Here is a 21,246-nt window from a genome sequence, read left to right as displayed (position 1 = left end):
CTGTGGGAGCGGGCTTGCCCGCGATGGCGGCAACTCGGGAGTGGATCAGACCCAAATCGCATCCCACAACGGATAGTTGCCAAGACGCTCTACAAGCCCAGCCCGCAACGGGTTGGCCACAACATATCGCGCCATCTTCACCAAATCCTCATCTCGCCTCAGTGCTCGGTCGTGATATCCCTGTTGCCAGAGTGGCCCGTGCCTGGCACTGGAAAGGTTCACCTCCCGCGTTGTCAGTGACTTGGTTTGCCGCATCAAACTACTGAGTGAGCATTTCTCCAATTCCACCAACCAGTGGAAATGGTCAGGCATGACAACCCAAGCCAATGAATTTGCCAATCCCAGGCTTTGTGCCTGCCGAAACTGATGCACCACCAATCTGCCCAAAGCGTAATCGGCAAAAACCGGCTCACGGCCAAGCGTATTGGTCGTCAGTAAATAGATTCGATTGGGTTCGGCATAGCGACCCGTACGCAGGCGATGTGAAGCAGGTGAATCGGACATTCCTTTGCCACTCTCATGATGAAGTCATGAGAAGGCTAGCCCCGGAAATACTGGATGGTCGTGCAGACTTTTAGCTGGATGTGTCCTGTCGATAGCCATCGCGGGCAAGCCCGCTCCCACAGGGTCTGATGGTGTACATAAAATATGTGAGCACCTTCGATCATGGTAGGAGCGGGCTTGCTCGCGAAAGCGGTAGTTCAGTCAGCGAAGATCAAGCCGCCACCCCCGCATCCGCCACCAACCCCAACGCCTCGATGGCATTGATCGCGCACTGCTCGTCGACATCCGACAGATCGCCGCTGATCCCCACCGCCCCCAGCACGTTCCCGTCCTGATCGCGAACCAGCACACCACCCGGTGCCGGCACGACGCTGCCCTGCCCCAGGCTGTTCAACGCGGCGATAAACGCCGGGCGTTGCTGGGCGTCCAGCGCCAGCAGGCGCGAACCCTTGCCCAGCGCGATGGCGCCCCAGGCCTTGCCGATGGCGACGTGCGGGCGCAGCAGGCTGGCGCCGTCTTCGCGTTGCAGGGCGATCAGATGCCCGCCGGCATCCAGTACCGCAATGGTCAAGGGTGCCGCAGCGATTGCACGCCCTGCAGTGATGGCCTCGTTGACCAGGTTGACTGCGACTTTCAAGGTTAAAGCGCTCATGGTGCCGTCCTCATTTTGTTTTTCGGAAAGTCGGTGGGCTGCGGCACAAGTGCGCGCGCTTGCGTCGCAGCCCGATGCAACAAATAGAACACAATGAATTATTTTTTTGTATACAATAATTCTCGAAAGGCGCCACATGCGACGAAAAGCCACAGTAGAACGGGCTTCCGACGAATGAAACAAGCGCTTGAGAAAATGGATTGACCTGCGCCGTCCGCCGTGAATACACTCTGCGCAAAGCCACTTGTATACAATTACAAAACGTAAAGAGGCACAAAACCATGAGCAAAATGAGAGCAATCGAAGCCGCCGTTCTGGTGATGCGCCGTGAAGGGGTCGATACCGCTTTTGGCATCCCGGGTGCCGCCATCAACCCGCTGTACTCCGCCCTGCAAAAGGTCGGCGGCATCGATCACGTACTCGCTCGCCACGTTGAAGGCGCCTCGCACATGGCCGAGGGCTACACCCGCACCAAGGCCGGCAACATCGGCGTGTGCATCGGTACTTCCGGCCCTGCCGGCACCGACATGGTCACCGGGCTCTACAGCGCCTCGGCCGACTCGATTCCAATCCTCTGCATTACCGGCCAGGCACCCCGCGCCCGTATGCACAAGGAAGACTTCCAGGCTGTCGATATCACCACCATCGTCAAGCCAGTCACCAAGTGGTCGACCACCGTCATGGAACCGGGCCAGGTGCCTTATGCGTTCCAGAAGGCTTTCTATGAAATGCGCTCCGGCCGTCCTGGCCCAGTGCTGATCGACCTGCCGTTCGACGTGCAGATGGCCGAAATCGAATTCGACATCGACGCCTACCAGCCACTGCCATTGGCCAAGCCGAGCGCTACCCGCGTTCAGGTGGAAAAAGCCTTGGCGATGCTGGATCAGGCCGAGCGTCCATTGCTGGTGGCCGGTGGCGGTATCATCAACGCCGACGCCGCCGACCTGCTGGTGGAGTTCGCCGAGCTGACCGGTATTCCGGTTATCCCGACCTTGATGGGCTGGGGCGCCATCCCGGACGATCACCCGCTGATGGTGGGCATGGTGGGTCTGCAGACCTCGCACCGCTACGGCAACGCAACCATGCTGAAATCCGACGTGGTTCTGGGCGTGGGTAACCGTTGGGCCAACCGTCACACCGGTTCCGTCGACGTCTACACCGAAGGCCGCAAGTTCATTCACGTTGATATCGAACCGACCCAGATCGGCCGCGTGTTCACCCCGGACCTGGGCATCGTTTCCGACGCCGCTGCCGCGCTGACCGTGTTCATCGAAGTCGCTCGCGAATGGCAAGCCGCCGGCAAGCTGAAGAACCGCAGCGCCTGGCTGCAAGACTGCCAGCAGCGTAAAGCCAGCCTGCAGCGCAAGACTCACTTCGACAACGTTCCGGTCAAGCCGCAACGCGTCTACGAAGAAATGAACCAGGTGTTCGGCAAAGACACCTGCTACGTCAGCACCATCGGTCTGTCGCAGATTGCCGGCGCGCAGTTCCTGCACGTCTACAAGCCGCGCCACTGGATCAACTGCGGCCAGGCAGGCCCGTTGGGCTGGACCATTCCGGCAGCGCTGGGCGTGGTCAAGGCCGATCCGAACCGTAAAGTCGTGGCCCTGTCGGGGGACTATGACTTCCAGTTCATGATCGAGGAATTGGCGGTGGGCGCGCAGTTCAAGCTGCCGTACATCCATGTTGTGGTGAACAACTCGTACCTGGGCCTGATCCGTCAGGCGCAGCGCGGTTTCGACATGGACTACTGCGTGCAGCTGTCCTTCGACAACCTGAACGCGCCGGAACTCAACGGCTACGGTGTCGACCACGTCGCAGTTGCCGAAGGCCTCGGCTGCAAGGCCCTGCGCGTATTCGAACCGTCCCAGATCCAGCCTGCCCTGCGCAAGGCCCAGGAGCTGATCGAAGAGTTCAAGGTTCCGGTGATCGTCGAGATCATCCTGGAGCGCGTGACCAACATTTCCATGGGTACCGAGATCAACGCCGTCAACGAATTCGAAGACCTGGCGCTGGTCGGCGACGACGCACCGACTGCGATTTCGTTGCTCGATTAACTGCTGACCGCTCCCCCTGTGGGAGCGGGCTTGCCCGCGAAGAGGGAGTGTCAGTCGACATCAATGTTGACTGAACCACCGCCTTCGCGAGCAAGCCCGCGCCCACAGAGGACATCAAACACATACAGGAGACCACCATGCCGCGTTTCGCAGCCAACCTGTCCATGCTGTTCACCGAACAGGACTTTCTCGCCCGTTTCGAAGCGGCCGCCAAGGCCGGCTTCAGTGGTGTCGAATACCTGTTCCCGTACGACTTCAGCTCCGCCGAAATCAAGGCCCAGCTCGACGCACACGGTCTGACCCAAGTGCTGTTCAACCTGCCGGCCGGTGACTGGGCCAAGGGCGAGCGCGGTATCGCGTGCCTGCCGGACCGGGTCGAAGAGTTCCGTGCCGGTGTCGACCTGGCCATCGCTTACACGCAAGTGCTGGGCAACACCCAGGTCAACTGCCTGGCCGGTATTCGTCCGCAGGGCTTTGACGATGCCACCGTGGAGAAAACCTTCGTCGCCAACCTCAAGTACGCGGCCGACAAGCTGCAAGCGGCGGGTATCAAGCTGGTGATGGAAGCGATCAACACCCGTGACATCCCGGGTTTCTACCTGAACAACACGGCGCAAGCCCTGTCGATTCGCGAGCAGGTCGGCAGCGCCAACCTGTTCCTGCAATACGACATCTATCACATGCAAATCATGGAAGGCGATCTGGCCCGCACCCTGCAATCGCACCTGGGCGAGATCAACCACGTGCAGCTCGCGGACAACCCGGGGCGCAACGAACCAGGCACCGGTGAAATCAACTACCGCTTCCTGTTCGAACACCTGGACCGCATCGGTTACCAGGGCTGGGTCGGTTGCGAATACAAGCCGCTGACCACCACTGAAGCGGGCCTGGGCTGGTTGAAGACCCATAACGCGATCTGATCAAACACATTTATCACTGTAGGAGCTGCCGAAGGCTGCGATCTTTTGATCTTGACCTTCAAAAGCAAAATCAAAAGATCGCAGCCTGCGGCAGCTCCTACGGCTGTTTATAAAAACAAGAGGACTTTCTCATGGCTAAAATCGGATTTATCGGCACCGGCATCATGGGCCACCCAATGGCGGCGAACCTGCAAAAAGCCGGTCACAGCCTGTTCCTGTCGGCCCACCACGACCCTGCGCCTGCCGACCTGGTCGCCGCTGGCGCCGTTGCCCTGGCGAACCCGAAAGAAGTTGCCCAGGAAGCCGAATTCATCATCGTCATGGTGCCGGATACCCCGCAGGTCGATGACGTGCTGTTCCGTGCCGACGGCATCGCTGCCGGCGTGGGCAAAGGCAAAGTCGTGATCGACATGAGCTCGATCTCGCCGACCGCCACCAAGGCGTTCGCGGCCAAGATCAACGAAAAAGGCGCGCAATATCTCGACGCTCCGGTGTCCGGTGGTGAAGTCGGCGCCAAGGCTGCGACCCTGAGCATCATGGTCGGCGGCGATGCCGACGCCTTCGAACGCGCCCTGCCGTTGTTCCAGGCGATGGGCAAGAACATCACCCTGGTCGGTGGCAACGGCGACGGTCAAACCGCCAAGGTGGCCAACCAGATCATCGTGGCCCTGAACATCCAGGCCGTAGCTGAAGCCCTGCTGTTCGCTTCGAAAAACGGTGCCGATCCAGCCAAGGTGCGTGAAGCACTGATGGGCGGTTTCGCGTCCTCGAAGATCCTCGAAGTGCACGGCGAGCGCATGATCAAGGGCACCTTCGATCCAGGCTTCCGCATCAGCCTGCACCAGAAGGACCTGAACCTGGCCCTGCAAGGCGCCAAGGAGCTGAACATCAACCTGCCGAACACCGCCAACACCCAGCAAGTGTTCAGCACCTGCGCGGCCATTGGCGGCAGCAACTGGGACCACTCGGCGCTGATCAAGGGTCTGGAACACATGGCGAACTTCTCGATTCGCGACAAGTAGGAGCTGCCGAAGGCTGCGATCTTTTGATCCTCAGGCCCGACTCTCCACCGCACTACCCGCTAAAAGATCGCAGCCTGCGGCAGCTCCTACAGGAACAGGTTCATCCAGTTGCAAGGGTGTTCCACCCAGAGCTTGCCCAGGCTGCGTTCCTTCAAATAACAAGAATTCCGGGAGCCCGCCATGTCGGTCGATCCGCAACAATTGCTGCGCGAGCTGTTTGCCACAGCCATCGACGCGGCGCATCCGCAACAAGTCCTCGAAGCCCATCTGCCTGCCGACCGCAGCGGTCGCGTGATCGTCATTGGCGCCGGCAAAGCCGCAGCCGCCATGGCCCAAGTGGTCGAGCGCTGCTGGCAGGGTGAAGTCTGCGGCCTGGTGGTGACCCGTTACGGTCACGGCGCGCCTTGCGAAAAAATCGAAGTGGTCGAAGCCGCGCATCCGGTACCAGATGCCGCTGGCCTGGCCGTGGCCAAGCGTGTGCTGGAACTGGTCAGCGACCTGAACGAATCCGACCGCGTGATCTTCCTGCTCTCCGGTGGTGGCTCTGCCCTGCTGGCACTGCCGGCCGAAGGCATCACCCTGGCCGACAAGCAGTCGATCAACAAAGCCCTGCTCAAATCCGGCGCCTCCATCGGCGAGATGAACTGCGTGCGCAAGCACCTCTCGGCGATCAAGGGCGGTCGCCTGGGCAAAGCCTGCTGGCCTGCCACTGTTTATACCTATGCGATTTCCGATGTACCGGGCGACCTCGCAACGGTCATCGCCTCCGGCCCTACCGTAGCCGACCCGAGCACGTCGGCCGAAGCGCTGGCCATTCTCAAGCGCTACGCCATCGAGGTTCCGGCTTCGGTGCGCACCTGGCTGCAAAGCCCCGAGTCGGAAACCGTCAAACCCGGTGACCCGAGCCTGGCCCGCAATCATTTCCAGTTGATCGCCCGCCCGCAGCAATCCCTTGAAGCGGCGGCGGTGAAATGCCGTCAGGCCGGGTTCAGCCCGCTGATCCTCGGCGACCTCGAAGGCGAATCCCGCGAGGTGGCGAAAGTCCACGCCGGCATCGCCCGACAAATCGTCCTGCACGGCCAGCCGCTGGCGGCGCCCTGCGTGATTCTTTCCGGCGGAGAAACCACCGTGACCGTGCGCGGCAATGGCCGTGGCGGGCGCAATGCCGAATTCCTGCTGAGCCTGACCGACAGCCTCAAGGGCCTGCCCGGCGTCTATGCACTGGCCGGTGACACCGACGGTATCGACGGCTCCGAAGACAACGCCGGCGCGATCATGACCCCGGACAGTTACGCCCGTGCTGCCGCCCTGGGCCTGAGCGCCAGCGACGAGTTGGACAACAACAACGGCTACGGCTACTTCGAGGCGCTGGACGCTCTGATCGTCACCGAACCGACCCGTACCAACGTCAACGACTTCCGCGCCATTCTGATCCTTGAGAGCACTAAACATGACGCCTGATAAAAAGGTCAAAATCCTCGCCACGCTCGGCCCGGCCACCGACGGCATCGACGCCATCCGTGAACTGGTGCTGGCCGGGGTCAACATCTTCCGCCTGAACTTCAGCCATGGCGATCATGCCGACCACGCCCAGCGTTTCCAGTGGATTCGTGAAGTCGAGCGCCAGCTCAATTATCCATTGGGCATCCTGATGGACCTGCAAGGCCCGAAACTGCGGGTCGGCAAGTTCGCCGACGGCAAGGTGCAACTGGTGCGCGGCCAGGCCTTGCGCCTGGACCTCGATACCACGCCGGGCGATGAGCGCCGGGTCAACCTGCCCCACCCGGAAATCATCGCCGCGCTGGAACCGGGCATGGACCTGCTGCTGGACGACGGCAAGCTGCGTCTGCGGGTCGTGACAAAGTACGCCGACGCCATCGACACCACAGTGCTCAATGGCGGCGAACTGTCGGACCGCAAAGGCGTGAACGTACCGCAAGCGGTGCTCGACCTGAGCCCGCTGACCGCCAAGGATCGCCGCGACTTGACCTTCGGCCTGGAACTGGGCGTGGACTGGGTGGCGCTGTCGTTCGTACAACGTCCCGATGACATCCGCGAAGCTCGCTCCCTGATCGGCGACAAGGCGTTCCTGATGGCCAAGATCGAGAAGCCCTCGGCCGTCGAACAACTGCGCGAGATCGCCGAATTGAGCGACGCGATCATGGTCGCCCGGGGTGACCTGGGCGTAGAAGTGCCGGCCGAAAGCGTGCCGCAGATCCAGAAGAACATCATCAGCACCTGCCGCCAACTCGGCAAACCGGTGGTGGTGGCGACCCAGATGCTGGAGTCGATGCGCTTCTCACCGGCGCCAACCCGCGCCGAAGTCACCGATGTCGCCAACGCGGTGGCCGAAGGGGCGGACGCGGTGATGCTGTCGGCGGAAACCGCGTCCGGCGAATACCCGCTCGAAGCCGTGCAGATGATGAGCAAGATCATCCGCCAGGTGGAAAACGGTCCGGACTACCAGACTCAACTCGACGTCAGCCGACCGAAAGCCGAGGCGACTGTTTCCGACGCGATCAGCTGCGCCATTCGCCGTATCAGCAACGTGCTGCCGGTGGCAGTGCTGGTGAACTACAGCGAGTCCGGCGCATCGAGCCTGCGTGCGGCGCGGGAGCGGCCGACGGTGCCGATCCTCAACCTGACACCGAACCTACAGACCGCCCGTCGCCTGAGCGTGGCGTGGGGTGTGCACTCGGTGGTCAACGATCGTCTGCGTCAGGTCGATGAAGTCTGCTCGACGGCACTGGAAATTGCCCAGGCCCAGGGCATGGCGCAGCGTGGCGACACGCTGTTGATCACCGCAGGTGTGCCGTTTGGCCAGCCGGGGTCGACTAACTCTTTGCGCATCGAGACATTGATCTAACGAACGCTTTTTGTGGCGAGGGAGCTTGTCGGATCGCCGCATCGTCCCGCTCGGCTGCGTAGCAGTCGTCTTTCGGCATGACGGGTTCCACAGAGAAACCGCATTCACCGGAGTTGGGGTCGCTTCGCGACCCAGCGGGAGCAAGCTCCCTCGCCACAGAGTTTGTGCAACACCTTTGATTTTCCACTGCCCTAGATTTCAAAATGCCTGCCATTCACTTCAACACCCACTGCCCCGACTGGGCCGAAGCATTGCTCAACGGCTTCAGCCAGATCTTTCTCCAGCGCAATCCGCTGTGCGGCCTGCTGTGCGTCCTGGCCATCCTGTTTACTGCGCCCGCCTTGCTTGGCGGCGCCTTGCTCGGTGGTGTCGCCGGGCTGCTCACCGCGCAACGCCGCAACTATGCCAAGGCTGATCGCCAGGCCGGGTTGTTCAGCTACAACGGCGTCCTGCTCGGACTGTTACTGAGCCTGTATTTCCCCTGGTCGGCGATGATGCCGCCACTGATCCTGGCCGCCGGTGGCCTGAGCGCGATGGTCACCCAACAGTGGCTCAAGCGCGTCCGGTTCAGCCAATGCCTGCCGGCCTACACCGCGCCCTTCGTCGGGCTCGGCTGGTTGCTGCTGTGCTTCGCCACGCCCTCGACTGAGCCGCATTTGATCGAAGTCAGCACCCTGAACATGCTTGCCGCGCCACTCAAAGGCATTGGTCAGGTGATGTTCCTCGGTCATCCGCTGGCGGGTGCGATGATTGCCGCCGGTTTGCTGATCGCTGATCGCCGCGCATTCTGCTGGGCATTGTTGGCCTCGGTCGCTGGTATGGGCTGGAGCCTGCTGAACCACGATTTCTATACCGCACTGCTCGGCCTCGGTGGCTATAACGCCGTGCTGGCCGCCCTCGCCTTCAGCTCCCGGCGTCGCCAACCGTGGCTGCCGCTGCTTGGCATCGGCCTGGCGCTGTTGCTGACGCCGGTGTTTGCCGCCATCGGTCTGCCTACGCTGACCGCGCCGTTCATTCTTGCCGGCTGGCTGATTCGCAGCGTTGTTCAAATGCTCGGCAAAGCCACGGTCGAAAGCGCGCCTTGCGCTCCCGGGGAGAATCAACCTAGGCTGCGCTGATTTGCGGCCAAGGCGATGTGCATGAACAGCAACGACACGTGGCGTAACCGCCTGTACGTGATTATTTTCCAGACCGACACCGTTGCCGGTCGACGCTTCGACTCCACCTTGCTGCTGATCATCCTCGCCAGCCTGGTGGTGGTGATCCTGGACAGCATCGATGACGTCCACCAGAACTACGCCAGCGTGCTTGCGTACATCGAGTGGGGCTTCACGGTGATCTTCCTCGGCGAGTACATCCTGCGCCTGTACTGCTCACCCAAGCCCCTGCGCTATGCCTTCAGTTTCTATGGACTGGTGGACCTGCTGGCCATCGTGCCCGGCATCCTCGCGCTGTACTACAGCGATGCCCAGTACCTGCTGATCATCCGGGTGATCCGGATGCTGCGGATCTTCCGCGTGCTCAAGCTCGGCCCGTACCTCAAGCAAGCCCACTACCTGCTTGATGCCCTGCGTGGCAGCAAGCAGAAAATCCTCGTGTTCCTGCTCAGCGTCTGCACGCTGGTCATCGTGTTCGGCACCCTGATGTATGTGGTCGAAGGCCCGCAACATGGCTTCACCAGCATTCCCAAGGGCATTTACTGGGCTATCGTGACCTTGACCACCGTCGGTTACGGCGACATCGTGCCCAAGACCGCACTGGGCCAGGTCATTTCATCGATGGTGATGATCACCGGTTACTCGATCATCGCCGTGCCCACCGGGATCTTCACCGCCGAACTGGCCACGGCCATGCGTGGCGGCCAGTTGCATCGCGACTGCCCGGTGTGCGCCAAAGACAGCCATGAACCCGAGGCGTCGTTCTGCTCCCGTTGTGGCAATGCACTGTTCAAAAAACTGGAATAAGCAAAGAGCTTTTTAATCTTTAAAGGACTATATGAGCCCGGCTATAGTCGACACATCGTTGATAACTAATAAATAACCCGTAGGAGCTGCCGTAGGCTGCGATCTTTTGATCTTGAAAATCAAAGCCAAAGGATCGCAGCCTGCGGCAGCTCCTACATCAAAAGGAATTCGCAGTGAAAAAACTCTTTGGCGCCTCGCTTCTCGCCGCTGGCCTGGCCCTGGGCAACATCGCCCAGGCTGCACCGACCCTGCTCAACGTTTCCTACGACGTGATGCGAGATTTCTACAAGGACTACAACACTGCGTTCCAGAAACACTGGCAAGCCGAGCACAACGAAAACATCGTCCTGCAGATGTCCTTCGGCGGCTCCAGCAAACAGGCGCGTTCGGTCATCGACGGTTTGCCGGCCGATGTCATCACCATGAACATGGCCACCGACATCAACGCCCTGGCGGACAACGGCAAACTGGTCCCGGAAAACTGGGTCACACGCCTGCCGAACAACAGCGCACCGTTCACCTCGGCCACCGTGTTCATTGTGCGCAAGGGCAACCCGAAAGCCCTGAAAGACTGGCCCGACCTGCTCAAGGACGGCGTCCAGGTTATCGTCCCGAACCCGAAAACCTCCGGTAACGGTCGCTACACCTACCTCTCGGCCTGGGGCTACGTGCTGAAAAACGGCGGCGACGAGAACAAGGCCAAAGACTTCGTCGGCAAGCTGTTCAAGCAAGCGCCAGTACTCGATACCGGCGGCCGTGCCGCCACCACCACCTTCATGACCAACCAGATCGGCGATGTGCTGGTGACCTTCGAGAACGAAGCGGAAATGATTGCCCGCGAGTTCGGTCGCGATCAGTTCGAAGTCATCTACCCAAGCGTTTCCGCCGAAGCCGAGCCACCGGTGTCGGTGGTCGACAAGACCGTCGACAAGAAAGGCACCCGTGCGGCGGCCGAGGAATACCTGAAGTACCTGTGGTCACCGGAAGGCCAGGAGATTGCCGCGGCGAACTACCTGCGCCCGCGCGACCCGGCCGTGCTGGCCAAGTACACCGACCGCTTCCCGAAAGTGGACTTCCTGTCGGTCGAGAAAACCTTCGGCGACTGGCGCACCGTGCAGAAGACCCACTTCAATGATGGCGGGGTTTTCGACCAGATCTACAGCGGTCAGTGATGACTGGACGCTAACGAAAAAGGCGACCCGTGCGGGTCGCCTTTTTTGTGGCGGTCATTTTCAGCTCAGGTTGCCACGCGCCGGCTACATCGGCGGCGTCACGCCATCCTTGCCCGCCGAAATGGATTGAGCCGTGAGCGTGCCGTCAGCGCCCTGGGTCACAAAGGTCACGATCTTCACGCCCACCTTCAACAGGCTGCGATCGGCCGGTATCAGGTTGACGATGGGTACGTCTTCGGGCACCAGAATCCTCTGTTGGCCGCCCTTGTAGTTGACGGTCAGCACCCGGCCATTGCTCACCACCAGGTCGCCGACGCTGCCGTTGGTCATGCTGCTGCCCTTGACCAGGTCAAACGGCCGATGACCGTCGCCACTACCGGCCAGCTCCGGAGGGAAGACATGGACCTCCAGGGCCTTGAGGGTGCCATCCTCCTGGGGAACAGCCGCCGAGCCGATGTAGCTGCCAGGCTTGATGTCTTCGATGTTGGCCAGGGTCACGGCGCGGACCTTGGTGTCCTTGGTCAGGTTGATCATCACGTTTTCACCGCTGTTGGCATGGACTTTCAGAATGTCCGCGCTGACGCCGGTGATCTCGCCGCGCACCCCGATGCGCGTGCCCGGAGCATCGTCGGCATCGGCCAGGCCAACGCCGAAGACGCTGATCAAGGTAACGACACAAGCGCGACGAATCAGCTGACGAAACTTCACCTTCATGGGACGACCCTCCGGTGGTGAGACAGGAAGAGAGAACATAAGCACGCCATCGAATAAGATGTAAGTGAATGTATCATTCACTTACATCGTTCTGACGCAAGGCTCTTCGACGGGCGACACACGCGTTCGTCAGTCATTGCGCAATGGAATGACTGTTATCACTCCAATCCCACTTCCGCCGTTTCAGTCAGCCTATTAGCCTGCGCGCATTCCTTTCCGTACAGCGAGACCCGTTATGAACCCAGCGACCCAGGTGCCCCACGGCACCGCGACAATGACCCCAGGGATGGTGCTGCTGTTCGCCTTCTGTTGCGGCGCGATTGTCGCCAACATCTACTACGCCCAACCGATCATCGGCCTGATCGCCCCGGACATCGGCCTGAGCAACGCCATGGCCAGCCTGATCGTCTCCCTGACCCAGATCGGCTATGCGCTGGGGCTGTTTTTCCTGGTGCCGCTGGGGGATCTGCTGGAGAACCGCCGGTTGATGATCATCACCACCCTGGTGGCGATTGTCAGCCTGCTGGGGGCGGCGTTTACCGATCAGCCGAACGTGTTCTTGCTGATTTCGCTGTTGGTGGGGTTCAGTTCGGTGTCGGTGCAGATCCTGATTCCGCTGGCCGCACACCTGGCGCCGGAAGAAACCCGTGGCCGTGTGGTAGGCGGGATCATGGGCGGATTGCTGCTCGGCATTCTGCTGGCCCGACCGGTGTCCAGCGTGGTGGCCGACCATTTGGGCTGGCGGGCGATGTTCATGATAGCCGCGGTGTTGATGGCGGCCATCAGCATCGTGCTGGCCGTGACCATTCCCAAGCGTGAACCTGATCACAGCGCGTCCTACGGCCAGTTGCTGGGCTCGTTGTGGACGCTGTTGCGCAAACAACCGGTACTGCGTCAGCGGGCGTTTTACCAGGGCTGCATGTTTGCCACCTTCAGCCTGTTCTGGACCGCCGTGCCACTGGAGCTGGCGCGCAATCACGGTTTGTCGCAAAGCGAGATCGCGATTTTCGCCCTGGTGGGCGCCATCGGCGCCATCGCCGCCCCCATCGCCGGACGCCTGGCCGATGCCGGCCACACCCGCATCGCCTCATTGCTGGCCCTGCTGTTCGCCAGCCTGAGTTTCATGCCGGCGTTTATCCATCCGGCCTACAGCGTCATCGGCCTGGCGGTGACCGGCGTGGTGCTCGACTTCTGCGTGCAGATGAACATGGTCCTCGGCCAGCGCGCGGTCTACGCCCTCGACGGCAAAAGCCGCAGCCGCCTGAATGCGCTGTACATGACCAGCATCTTTATCGGCGGCGCCTTCGGCTCTTCGGTGGCCAGCGCGGTGTACGAACACGGCGGCTGGTTGTGGATCGTGATCGTCGGCAGCGCGTTTCCACTGTTGGCGTTGCTGCGGTTCTTGAGTGTTTCGCAAAAGGGTTCGTTGGTGACAGCGTAAATCGCAAAAAAACGAATGCCATACCGCACACCTGTGTTGCGCCCGTGCCTATCCACGATCAACGATGATCCGTTATGCCGGGGTCAACCCCGATTACACTCAACGCCTGAAGCGATGCTGGATGCTATTCGCCTTGCTGAAAGGGCAAAGCGAATATCAGCCAAAAGCCAGTTGAGGGGTTTCCCTCAACCATAGAATCTCCCACAGGAGGCTTCCGATAACTTCCGGAGTTTGCACAAGGACCCTCAATGGACCGCCTCGGCTCAATGGAAACCTTCGTCTACGTGGTGGAAACCGGTTCGTTTTCCGCCGCGGCCCGGCGCTTGAATATCGGCCAGCCGGCCGTATCGAAAACCATCGCGCAACTCGAATCGCGGTTGGCGGTGCGGCTGTTGCTGCGTTCGACCCGGGGCCTCACGCCCACCGAAGCCGGGCTGGCCTTCTTCGAACGGGCCAAGCGCGCCATCGAAGAAGCCGACGAGGCCGATAATGCCGCACGGGGCTGCGCCGACGGGCTCAGTGGCAACCTGCGCATCTGCGCGCCTGTCACCTTCGGCCGGCTGCACATCGTTCCGCACCTGGGGCCCTTCCTGGAGCAAAACCCGGCGCTGGACATCGACCTGATGCTCGATGATCGCAACGTCAACCTGGTGGAGGAAGGCGTCGATATCGCCCTGCGCATGGGCGTGTTGAACGACTCGGGCCTGACCGCCCGCAAGATCGCCGAATGCCGGCGCATGGTACTGGGCACGCCGGCCTACTTTGAAAAACACGGCGAGCCCACCAGCCCCGACGACCTGCGCAAGCATCAGGCCATCCTCTACACCCTCGGTGGCAGCGCCAGTTGGCAATTCAACAAGGCAGGCGAGGAGCAATCGGTGAACATCAGCGGCCGGATCCGCGTCAATGCCGCCGAAGGCCTGCGTGAAGCCGTGCTGGCCCATCAAGGGCTGACGATGGCTTCGCAATGGATGTTCGCACCGGAACTGGCCGACGGCTCGGTCCGGGAAGTGATGAAGGATTGGGCACTGCCGAACCTGGACCTGTGGGCGGTGTTCCCCACTGGGAGAATGGCCAGTGCCAAGGCTCGGGCGTTTGTGGAGTATGTGCAGGGGTTGTTGATGAACGAGGTTTGAAAGCACCTTTTTCGTTTATTGCGATTTTCGATTAATTCGAATAGCCTGCCGACATCGATTATTCAGAATATTGGTAACCGTCATGTCGACCGTCATTCATCCGCCAATCAACTTACCCGCGAAACACGAAATACAGGCCGCAATCGAGGGGCAACGCACCCTGGCGGCCTATCTCGCCACCCGGTTCGAAACTCAGCACATCCAGATATTCGATGAGCAGAACGAAGCGCATAACATCGAACTGCCTACCTCGGCACTCCGTTTGCTGGTCGATATTCTGGCGGAGCTCGCAGCCGGTAACGCAGTGAAAGTAGTCCCGGTTCACGCAGAACTGACTACGCAAGAAGCGGCGGACCTACTCAATGTCTCACGCCCACACCTGATCAAACTGCTCGAATCCGGCGAACTGTCCTACCACAAAACCGGTAAGCACCGACGTGTGCGCTTTGCCGATTTGATGGACTATAAAAACCGGCGCGACACCGCCAGCGAACAGGCAATGATGCTTCTCGCCGAGCAGGCACAGGCGCTAAGGACAGGATACGAGTGAGGCACACTTCATTTACCGCTGTATATGACGCTTGCGTGCTTTACCCCGCTCCCTTGAGAGACTTTCTGATGTGGCTCGCGCTCTCCGGGCTTTTCAGGGCGAAATGGTCAGCGGCAATACACGATGAATGGAAACGCAATCTGCTAAGAAACCGCCCGGATCTCAACGCCGCACAATTGAATCGCACCTGCGAGCTAATGGATCTGGCGATTCCCGACGCCTGCGTCTCGGGGTACGAAGCGTTGATACAAGGATTGACGCTGCCCGACGCGGATGACCGACATGTCCTGGCGGCTGCCATTCGTTGCAACGCCAGCGTCATTGTCACCTTCAACCAGAAAGACTTCCCCCGCACCGCGCTGCAACCTTATGGCATCGAGGCCCAGCACCCCGACGAGTTCGTCGATAACCTTTTCGACCTTGATCCGGCAGCGGTGGTCGCCGCGGCACAACGACAACGCAAGCAACTGAAGGCCCCACCGATGAACACTGACACTTATCTCGATCTCTTGTTACGTCAAGGCCTGGTTCAGTCGGTCAAGGCATTGAACAGTTTCCGGGCAATGCTCTGAAATCAGCACACCTGATCGCTACCCCCCCCACATTCGCCGGCAATTCACCCCGATGCCCCATCAACCAGGCATCCAGGGTATGCCCGACATGGGGCAGTACCGCCGACTTCGGCTGCAACTCATCAATGCACTGCAAGGTCGGTCAACCAGCGCTGATCCTGGCGGGCCGCATCACAAGCCACGCACTCGCAGCCGTAGACCGGCACTTGCCGGGCATCACCGGTGCCCGGTAACGTCAGGCGCGTGGAGCTTGCTCGTTAATGCAGGCCAGCAAGCGTTCGACCGTAAGCTCCAGCGGACCGGAGTTGTCGAGCAGGTGCACGGCAGAATCTTCCGCCAGCAGTTGCTCGTTGAATCGGGCATTGCGTGCCAGGCGCTGATCGATCTCGCTAACCGATTCACGCCCGCGCTTGAGCAGTCGTTCACGCAGCACCGCCTGGTCCACGCTCAGCAACAACACCAACACATCCGGATAGCGCAGGTGCGTATTCTGCAAATGCCCCCGCGAGCCATTGACCAGTACGTCCTGGCCAGCGGCCAGCCAATCGTCGATTTCCCGTGGGATGCCATAGGACAACCCATTGGCGTGCCAGCTCAGGGCAAACGCGTCCCGGGCTTCCATGTCGGCGAATTGCTGGGCACTGACGCCCAGCGCCGCCTCGCCCACGGCTTCGGCCGAGCGGGTAATGATCCGGCGCACGATACGGCAGCCGCGTTCGGCCAACCGCGTTCGCGCGGCATCCAGCAGGCTGTCCTTGCCCGAACCTGAAGGCCCGATGAGATAGATCAACCTGCCTGCCATCAAAACCCCCTCTTCGCTTGTCACCACACTTGTTGGACCACCGGCAAACCGTCCTGACTGCGTGCCTGCAGCAGTTCGGCCCGCAGGCCCGTCGCAATCTCGCCATGATCGTTCAGCCCGGCGGCCAGCTCTGCGGCGGCCACGTTACCCGAGTGCGACCGGCCGCGCACGATGTTCGGTGCGCCCATCAACATACTCCTGCCGTGAAAGCACAACTTCAACGCCCACAAAAAAGGCGCCCCCGATGGTCGCCTTTTTTTGCATTACTGCCCGAATTTCCGTCCCAGGCCACCCGGTACACCGTGGATGTCAGTATCTTCCCACGGCCCGTTCGGACTGATCGACCTACTCCAGCCGCTATCCCAGCGGTAATAGGTACGCTGGCGATAAAAGGTATTGGGCTGGTCATCCAGCACATACACCCCAAGCTTCGGATCCCAATGGCTATTGCCCCCCGGTGGTGGCGCGAAGCTGGCAGAGGTGCGCGGCAACGGCTTGGAGGGTTTGGCCGGGACGGTCGGTTTGCTCGGTACGGGCGACGTCGATGGCGTGGGGCTCGGCTGCGACGGCGGGAACGGTGTTGGTGCCTGATGTTCCGTTGGTGGCTGGACCGCACAAGCGCTTAACCCCAAAACAGCGCTGAGCAGGGCAATACGAGCAATGGCGGTCATGGTGGCGTTTCCTGTTATTTATCCGGGCTGTCGATGGTCAGTGTTTGCGGCGCGGTGGTGCTGCTGGCCAGGGGTTGGCTGCGACCTATCCATTCGCCGGCGGTCGGTTTGCCGGCACGGGAAATGCGCGCAACCAGTTGGACTTCAGGGAAGTTCGACAGTTTCAATTGCGGCATCATTGCATCGGCATCGCCCAGTTCGACGGTCACCGGCAGGTCGGCCACGGTCATGCGCTTGACCGCCAGCGGGGCCGGAGGACCGGAGATCGCACGGGCGAAGATGAACACGCTGTCGCCGGGCTGGACCTTGGATTTGAGGTCCGCTGCCAGGTCGACGCTGACCTTGAGCAACGCCGCGGTCTTCGCTGCCGGTGCTTGCGCAACCTTGCCGCCACTGGCCACCAGCTTCTCCGTGGCCCGGGCAATCCCGCCTTGCAGCGCTTCGCGGGATTTATCTTCCGGCGGCAACTGCGCCAACAGCCGATTCCAGTAATCGATGGCGTCCTGATAACGCTCGCTTTCGAACGCGGCAATGCCCAGCAGGCCAAGGCTGGTGACTTCTTTCGGGTCGGCCTTGAGCGCTTCGTCGGTCAGGGCCTGGACCTTGTCCGACCACTTCTTGCCATCGGCGAAGTACTGGGCCTGGGCCCATTGACCGAGCAACTCGGGCTGGCGACCGGCCAGGTTGACGGTGCGTTCGAACATCTTCGCCGCGTCCGCCGGGCGATCCTGAGCCATGTAGGTACGACCGAGGAAGTACATGCCTTCAGCGGAATCCGGCTGAGCGGCGACCGCACGCTCCAGGCGCTGGGTCATCTCTTCCATCGACTGGGGTGCCTGGGAAAATTCGCGGGTCAGCTCGACCTTGTCGCTGGCACCGAAATGCAGATACAGGCCCAGGCCCAGCACCGGCACCAGAATGGCCGCCAGCAAGGGCAAGGGTTTGCCCAGACGCGACACCCGCGGCGCGTCAGCGCCTTCGGTGTCCGCCAGCAATTCACGGGCGGCTTCGGCGCGACCGGCGTCCATTTGCGCCGCATCGAGCACGCCCTCTTCCTGCTGAGTCTGCAACTCAGCCACACGCTCCTGATACAGCGCGACGTTCAGGGCGGTACGATCCTCTTCGCGCTGGGCGCGACGACTGCGCAGCACCGGGATCAACAGAAAACTCAGGGCAACCAGAAGCAGCAGACCTGCAGCGAGCCAGAAATCAATCATTCTTGGTTTTATCCAACAGGTGGTCGAGGCGCGAGCGCTCCTCGGCAGAAAGCGAGCCCGGGGTGCCGGCGCGTTGCACGCGACGACGGCGGACGATCACCGCGATGATCACGACACCGCCCAGCAGCAGGCCGGCGGGGCCGAACCAGAGTAAGGCGGTCTTGGCGTTCAGTGCAGGCTTGTAGCGGACGAAATCACCGTAGCGATCGACCATGAAGTCGATGATCTGCTGGTTGTCCTTGCCCTCGCCGAGCATGCGGAAAATCTCTTTGCGCAGGTCGGCGGCAATCGGTGCGTTGGAATCGGCGATGTCCTGGTTCTGACACTTGGGGCAACGCAGCTCCTTGGTCAGCTCGCGAAAGCGTTCGCGGTCACCTTCCTTGGCGAACTCGTAGGTGTCGATGGCCGCGTGGGCCACACCCGCCAGGCTCAGGCCCAGGACAACGGCAGCGATCCAGCGCTTCATGGCTTGGCCTCGTCGACCAGCGCCTGGTACTTGCCCGCCAGTTTTTCACGCCAGACCTGCTCGTCGATCACGCCGACGAACTTGTCACGGATGATGCCCCCGGCATCGATGAAGAAGGTTTCCGGTGCGCCGTACACGCCGAGGTTCAGGCCCAGCGAGCCTTCGTCGTCACGAATGTCCAGCGCATACGGGTTGTGGAAGTCTTTCAGCCACTTCAAGGCGTCGGCATTGACGTCCTTGTAGTTGATGCCGTAGATCACCACGCCCTGCTGGGCCAGCTTGTTCAACACCGGGTGCTCGACCCGGCAGGAAATACACCAGGTGCCCCAGACGTTGACCAGCGCCGGCTTGCCCAGAATGTCAGCGCGGGTCAGGGTCTTGTCGCCCTGCACCGACGGCAGGGAAAACTCCGGGAACGGCTTGTTGATCATGGCCGAAGGCAGCTCGGCCGGATCCAGGTACAACCCACGGTAAAGGAATACAGCGACCACCAGAAAAATCGCCAGTGGCAACAACATCAACCAACGCTTCATGCAGTGGCTCCCGACATGCCCAGTGCTTCACGCACGCGGCTTTTGACCTTGACCCGATAACGCCGATCCAGCGCCGCCAGCAACCCGCCTGCGCCGGTCAGCAAGCCGCCGAACCAGATCCAGCGCACGAACGGCTTGACGTGCACGCGCACAGCCCAGGCACCGTTACCCAGTGGTTCACCGAGGGCGACATAAAGGTCGCGGGTGAAACCGGCGTCGATGCCCGCTTCGGTCATCACCGAGTTCTGCACGGTATAAAGGCGTTTTTCCGGGTGCAGCACGCTGATTTCCTTGCCGCCCTTGATCACCCGCACGGTGCCCTTGTCGGAAGTGAAGTTCGGGCCTTCGAAGTGTTTGGCGCCTTCGAAGACGAACTGATAGCCGCCCAGGTCCATGGATTCGCCCGGCGCCAGGCGCAGGTCGCGCTCGGCACTGTTCTGGCTCGACAGCACGACACCCAGCGCACACACGGCAATACCCAGGTGCGCGACCTGCATGCCCCAGTAGCTGCGGGTCAGGGTCGGCAAACCTTTGATCAGGCCTTTGTGGCGAGTCTTGTCGAAGATGTCACGCACGCCGGCCAGCAACACCCAGGCGGCTAGCATGAAGGTCGCGAGCACGGCCCAGTTGAAATCGCCATAGGCGACGCCGGCCACTACCGCCAGCGCAGCGCTGCCGAGCAGGACCGGGGTGAGCATGCTCACCAGCCATTTCACCGGGGTGTCTTTCCAGCGCACGATCACGCCGACCGCCATCACCACCATCAGCAATGCCATCAACGGAATGAACAGCGCGTTGAAGTACGGCGGGCCGACCGACAGCTTGGCGCCGGTCATGGCGTCCAGAATCAGCGGATACAAGGTGCCGAGCAGGATCATCGACGCGGCCACCACCAGTACCAGGTTGTTGCCCAGCAACAGGGTTTCCCGGGACCAGAGGTTGAAGCCCACCTGGCTCTTGACCACCGGCGCGCGCAGGGCGAACAGCGTCAGCGAACCACCGACCACGAACAGCAGGAAAATCAGGATGAACACCCCGCGCTCCGGATCGGAGGCAAAGGCGTGCACCGATGTCAGCACGCCGGAACGCACGAGGAAGGTACCCAGCAGACTCAAGGAGAATGCGGCGATGGCCAGCAACACGGTCCAGCTCTTGAACACGCCACGTTTTTCCGTGACCGCCAACGAGTGGATCAGCGCGGTGCCCACCAGCCATGGCATGAACGAGGCGTTTTCCACCGGGTCCCAGAACCACCAGCCGCCCCAGCCGAGTTCGTAGTACGCCCACCACGAACCGAGGGTGATGCCGATGCCGAGGAACGCCCAGGCCACGATGGTCCACGGACGCGACCAGCGCGCCCACGCGGCATCCAGGCGACCGCCCATCAGCGCGGCGATGGCGAAGGCGAAGGCCACCGAGAAACCGACGTAGCCCATGTACAGCATCGGCGGGTGAACGATCAGGCCGATGTCTTGCAGCAGCGGGTTGAGGTCGGCGCCGTCAGTGGGCATTTGCGGCAGGATGCGCTTGAACGGGTTCGAGGTCATGATCAGGAACAGCAGGAAACCGGTGCTGATCATGCCCATCACCGCCAGCACGCGGGCCAGCATGACCTGCGGCAACTGCCGGGAAAACACCGACACCGCGAAGGTCCAGCCGCCGAGAATCAAGGCCCACAACAACAGGGAGCCTTCGTGGGCACCCCACACGGCGCTGAATTTGTAGTACCACGGCAAGGCGCTGTTGGAGTTGTTGGCCACATAAGCCACGGAGAAGTCGTCGACCATGAAGGCGTAGGTCAGGCAACCGAAGGCGAACAGCAAGAATGCAAACTGCCCCCAGGCCGCCGGCTGGGCCAGGCTCATCCAGAAGCGGTCACCGCGCCAGGCACCGACCAATGGCACCACGGCCTGAACCAGCGCGAAACACAGCGCCAGGATCATGGCCAGGTGGCCCAACTCGGGAATGAAGATTCCAGCTGTCATCA

At 61.3% G+C, this 21,246-nt stretch carries 21 protein-coding genes and 2 pseudogenes; 12 read left to right on the top strand and 11 right to left on the bottom strand.

What is annotated here, in order from left to right; genetic code table 11:
- Positions 1–45: 45 nt before the first annotated feature.
- Both AB4O40_RS25625 and AB4O40_RS25620 read right to left on the bottom strand, forming a co-directional pair.
- Positions 46–504, bottom strand: a complete 459-nt coding sequence (locus AB4O40_RS25625; protein ID WP_082562889.1) for an REP-associated tyrosine transposase — start codon at positions 502–504, stop codon at positions 46–48.
- A gap of 211 nt (positions 505–715) precedes the next feature.
- Positions 716–1,156 carry a GlcG/HbpS family heme-binding protein gene (locus AB4O40_RS25620; RefSeq protein WP_056721658.1) on the bottom strand — a complete coding sequence of 147 codons (441 nt, stop codon included), beginning with the start codon at positions 1,154–1,156 and terminating at the stop codon, positions 716–718.
- A gap of 281 nt (positions 1,157–1,437) precedes the next feature.
- On the opposite strand from AB4O40_RS25620, the gene gcl reads away from it, so the two are divergent.
- From gcl to AB4O40_RS25580, 8 genes are all read left to right on the top strand, one after another.
- Complete coding sequence (gcl, locus tag AB4O40_RS25615; RefSeq protein ID WP_056721656.1) at positions 1,438–3,213, top strand: glyoxylate carboligase; 1,776 nt, start codon at positions 1,438–1,440, stop codon at positions 3,211–3,213.
- Positions 3,214–3,350: 137 nt separating this feature from the next.
- Positions 3,351–4,133, top strand: coding sequence for a hydroxypyruvate isomerase (gene hyi, locus AB4O40_RS25610; RefSeq protein WP_460057443.1), 783 nt, complete (start codon positions 3,351–3,353; stop codon positions 4,131–4,133).
- A gap of 131 nt (positions 4,134–4,264) precedes the next feature.
- Complete coding sequence (locus tag AB4O40_RS25605) at positions 4,265–5,155, top strand: 2-hydroxy-3-oxopropionate reductase (protein ID WP_056721654.1); 891 nt, start codon at positions 4,265–4,267, stop codon at positions 5,153–5,155.
- A gap of 180 nt (positions 5,156–5,335) precedes the next feature.
- A complete protein-coding gene (locus AB4O40_RS25600; RefSeq protein ID WP_056721652.1) occupies positions 5,336–6,616 on the top strand; it encodes a glycerate kinase type-2 family protein in 1,281 nt (426 codons plus the stop codon).
- On the top strand, positions 6,606–8,021 hold the full coding sequence (pyk, locus tag AB4O40_RS25595) for a pyruvate kinase (protein ID WP_056721650.1): 1,416 nt from the start codon (positions 6,606–6,608) through the stop codon (positions 8,019–8,021). The genes AB4O40_RS25600 and pyk overlap by 11 nt, the downstream gene beginning before the upstream one ends.
- Before the next feature lie 203 nt (positions 8,022–8,224).
- Positions 8,225–9,139: an urea transporter gene (locus tag AB4O40_RS25590; protein WP_056721648.1), complete on the top strand. Its 915-nt coding sequence runs from the start codon at positions 8,225–8,227 to the stop codon at positions 9,137–9,139.
- A 21-nt stretch (positions 9,140–9,160) separates the two neighbouring features.
- The gene (locus AB4O40_RS25585) at positions 9,161–9,985 is read left to right on the top strand and encodes an ion transporter (protein WP_056721646.1); all 825 of its coding nucleotides are present in this window, start codon (positions 9,161–9,163) and stop codon (positions 9,983–9,985) included.
- A 173-nt stretch (positions 9,986–10,158) separates the two neighbouring features.
- Positions 10,159–11,157 carry a sulfate ABC transporter substrate-binding protein gene (locus tag AB4O40_RS25580; protein WP_056721644.1) on the top strand — a complete coding sequence of 333 codons (999 nt, stop codon included), beginning with the start codon at positions 10,159–10,161 and terminating at the stop codon, positions 11,155–11,157.
- Between the two features lie 84 nt (positions 11,158–11,241).
- Here the strand turns inward: AB4O40_RS25580 and AB4O40_RS25575 are convergent, their stop codons facing one another.
- Complete coding sequence (locus AB4O40_RS25575; protein WP_056721642.1) at positions 11,242–11,871, bottom strand: hypothetical protein; 630 nt, start codon at positions 11,869–11,871, stop codon at positions 11,242–11,244.
- A 235-nt stretch (positions 11,872–12,106) separates the two neighbouring features.
- On the opposite strand from AB4O40_RS25575, the gene AB4O40_RS25570 reads away from it, so the two are divergent.
- The 4 genes from AB4O40_RS25570 to AB4O40_RS25555 all read left to right on the top strand — a co-directional run bounded on the left by AB4O40_RS25570 (position 12,107) and on the right by AB4O40_RS25555 (position 15,570).
- Positions 12,107–13,312, top strand: a complete 1,206-nt coding sequence (locus tag AB4O40_RS25570) for an MFS transporter (RefSeq protein ID WP_414913110.1) — start codon at positions 12,107–12,109, stop codon at positions 13,310–13,312.
- A 248-nt stretch (positions 13,313–13,560) separates the two neighbouring features.
- Complete coding sequence (locus tag AB4O40_RS25565) at positions 13,561–14,448, top strand: LysR family transcriptional regulator (RefSeq protein WP_460057449.1); 888 nt, start codon at positions 13,561–13,563, stop codon at positions 14,446–14,448.
- Positions 14,449–14,530: 82 nt separating this feature from the next.
- Positions 14,531–14,998 (top strand): helix-turn-helix domain-containing protein, encoded by a 468-nt coding sequence (locus AB4O40_RS25560; RefSeq protein ID WP_095964055.1) that lies wholly within the window; start codon positions 14,531–14,533, stop codon positions 14,996–14,998.
- A complete protein-coding gene (locus tag AB4O40_RS25555; protein ID WP_409078490.1) occupies positions 14,995–15,570 on the top strand; it encodes a PIN domain-containing protein in 576 nt (191 codons plus the stop codon). Before AB4O40_RS25560 ends, AB4O40_RS25555 begins: the two co-directional genes overlap by 4 nt.
- 102 nt (positions 15,571–15,672) lie before the next feature.
- On the opposite strand, the pseudogene AB4O40_RS25550 reads toward AB4O40_RS25555, so the two are convergent.
- From AB4O40_RS25550 to AB4O40_RS25515, 8 genes and pseudogenes are all read right to left on the bottom strand, one after another.
- Positions 15,673–15,809: pseudogene (locus AB4O40_RS25550) on the bottom strand (phosphonate metabolism protein PhnP); the annotation flags it as partial.
- Positions 15,806–16,372, bottom strand: a complete 567-nt coding sequence (phnN, locus tag AB4O40_RS25545) for a phosphonate metabolism protein/1,5-bisphosphokinase (PRPP-forming) PhnN (RefSeq protein ID WP_460057452.1) — start codon at positions 16,370–16,372, stop codon at positions 15,806–15,808. The gene phnN and the pseudogene AB4O40_RS25550, both read right to left, overlap by 4 nt.
- A gap of 20 nt (positions 16,373–16,392) precedes the next feature.
- A pseudogene (locus tag AB4O40_RS25540) lies at positions 16,393–16,575 on the bottom strand (alpha-D-ribose 1-methylphosphonate 5-triphosphate diphosphatase); the annotation flags it as partial.
- A 60-nt stretch (positions 16,576–16,635) separates the two neighbouring features.
- A complete protein-coding gene (locus tag AB4O40_RS25535; RefSeq protein ID WP_082562888.1) occupies positions 16,636–17,043 on the bottom strand; it encodes a hypothetical protein in 408 nt (135 codons plus the stop codon).
- A 14-nt stretch (positions 17,044–17,057) separates the two neighbouring features.
- Positions 17,058–18,260, bottom strand: a complete 1,203-nt coding sequence (gene ccmI / locus AB4O40_RS25530) for a c-type cytochrome biogenesis protein CcmI (RefSeq protein ID WP_409078492.1) — start codon at positions 18,258–18,260, stop codon at positions 17,058–17,060.
- Positions 18,253–18,726, bottom strand: a complete 474-nt coding sequence (locus AB4O40_RS25525; protein ID WP_409078493.1) for a cytochrome c-type biogenesis protein — start codon at positions 18,724–18,726, stop codon at positions 18,253–18,255. The genes ccmI and AB4O40_RS25525 overlap by 8 nt, the downstream gene beginning before the upstream one ends.
- Positions 18,723–19,259: a DsbE family thiol:disulfide interchange protein gene (locus tag AB4O40_RS25520; RefSeq protein ID WP_460057456.1), complete on the bottom strand. Its 537-nt coding sequence runs from the start codon at positions 19,257–19,259 to the stop codon at positions 18,723–18,725. The genes AB4O40_RS25525 and AB4O40_RS25520 overlap by 4 nt, the downstream gene beginning before the upstream one ends.
- A complete protein-coding gene (locus tag AB4O40_RS25515; protein ID WP_460057459.1) occupies positions 19,256–21,244 on the bottom strand; it encodes a heme lyase CcmF/NrfE family subunit in 1,989 nt (662 codons plus the stop codon). The genes AB4O40_RS25520 and AB4O40_RS25515 overlap by 4 nt, the downstream gene beginning before the upstream one ends.
- Between the last annotated feature and the right edge of the window lie 2 nt (positions 21,245–21,246).

Source organism: Pseudomonas sp. S2_F07, from assembly GCF_054668325.1.
This window is presented reverse-complemented; position numbering and strand designations above follow the sequence as displayed.

What these genes read in the sequence shown, in the direction of transcription:
- AB4O40_RS25625 (WP_082562889.1), bottom strand. Translation starts at nt 504, where the DNA reads ATGTCCGATTCACCTGCTTCACATCGCCTGCGTACGGGTCGCTATGCC.
- AB4O40_RS25620 (WP_056721658.1), bottom strand. Translation starts at nt 1,156, where the DNA reads ATGAGCGCTTTAACCTTGAAAGTCGCAGTCAACCTGGTCAACGAGGCC.
- gcl (WP_056721656.1), top strand. Translation starts at nt 1,438, where the DNA reads ATGAGCAAAATGAGAGCAATCGAAGCCGCCGTTCTGGTGATGCGCCGT.
- hyi (WP_460057443.1), top strand. Translation starts at nt 3,351, where the DNA reads ATGCCGCGTTTCGCAGCCAACCTGTCCATGCTGTTCACCGAACAGGAC.
- AB4O40_RS25605 (WP_056721654.1), top strand. Translation starts at nt 4,265, where the DNA reads ATGGCTAAAATCGGATTTATCGGCACCGGCATCATGGGCCACCCAATG.
- AB4O40_RS25600 (WP_056721652.1), top strand. Translation starts at nt 5,336, where the DNA reads ATGTCGGTCGATCCGCAACAATTGCTGCGCGAGCTGTTTGCCACAGCC.
- pyk (WP_056721650.1), top strand. Translation starts at nt 6,606, where the DNA reads ATGACGCCTGATAAAAAGGTCAAAATCCTCGCCACGCTCGGCCCGGCC.
- AB4O40_RS25590 (WP_056721648.1), top strand. Translation starts at nt 8,225, where the DNA reads ATGCCTGCCATTCACTTCAACACCCACTGCCCCGACTGGGCCGAAGCA.
- AB4O40_RS25585 (WP_056721646.1), top strand. Translation starts at nt 9,161, where the DNA reads ATGAACAGCAACGACACGTGGCGTAACCGCCTGTACGTGATTATTTTC.
- AB4O40_RS25575 (WP_056721642.1), bottom strand. Translation starts at nt 11,871, where the DNA reads ATGAAGGTGAAGTTTCGTCAGCTGATTCGTCGCGCTTGTGTCGTTACC.
- AB4O40_RS25570 (WP_414913110.1), top strand. Translation starts at nt 12,107, where the DNA reads ATGAACCCAGCGACCCAGGTGCCCCACGGCACCGCGACAATGACCCCA.
- AB4O40_RS25565 (WP_460057449.1), top strand. Translation starts at nt 13,561, where the DNA reads ATGGACCGCCTCGGCTCAATGGAAACCTTCGTCTACGTGGTGGAAACC.
- AB4O40_RS25560 (WP_095964055.1), top strand. Translation starts at nt 14,531, where the DNA reads ATGTCGACCGTCATTCATCCGCCAATCAACTTACCCGCGAAACACGAA.
- phnN (WP_460057452.1), bottom strand. Translation starts at nt 16,372, where the DNA reads ATGGCAGGCAGGTTGATCTATCTCATCGGGCCTTCAGGTTCGGGCAAG.
- AB4O40_RS25535 (WP_082562888.1), bottom strand. Translation starts at nt 17,043, where the DNA reads ATGACCGCCATTGCTCGTATTGCCCTGCTCAGCGCTGTTTTGGGGTTA.
- ccmI (WP_409078492.1), bottom strand. Translation starts at nt 18,260, where the DNA reads ATGATTGATTTCTGGCTCGCTGCAGGTCTGCTGCTTCTGGTTGCCCTG.
- AB4O40_RS25525 (WP_409078493.1), bottom strand. Translation starts at nt 18,726, where the DNA reads ATGAAGCGCTGGATCGCTGCCGTTGTCCTGGGCCTGAGCCTGGCGGGT.
- AB4O40_RS25520 (WP_460057456.1), bottom strand. Translation starts at nt 19,259, where the DNA reads ATGAAGCGTTGGTTGATGTTGTTGCCACTGGCGATTTTTCTGGTGGTC.
- AB4O40_RS25515 (WP_460057459.1), bottom strand. Translation starts at nt 21,244, where the DNA reads ATGACAGCTGGAATCTTCATTCCCGAGTTGGGCCACCTGGCCATGATC.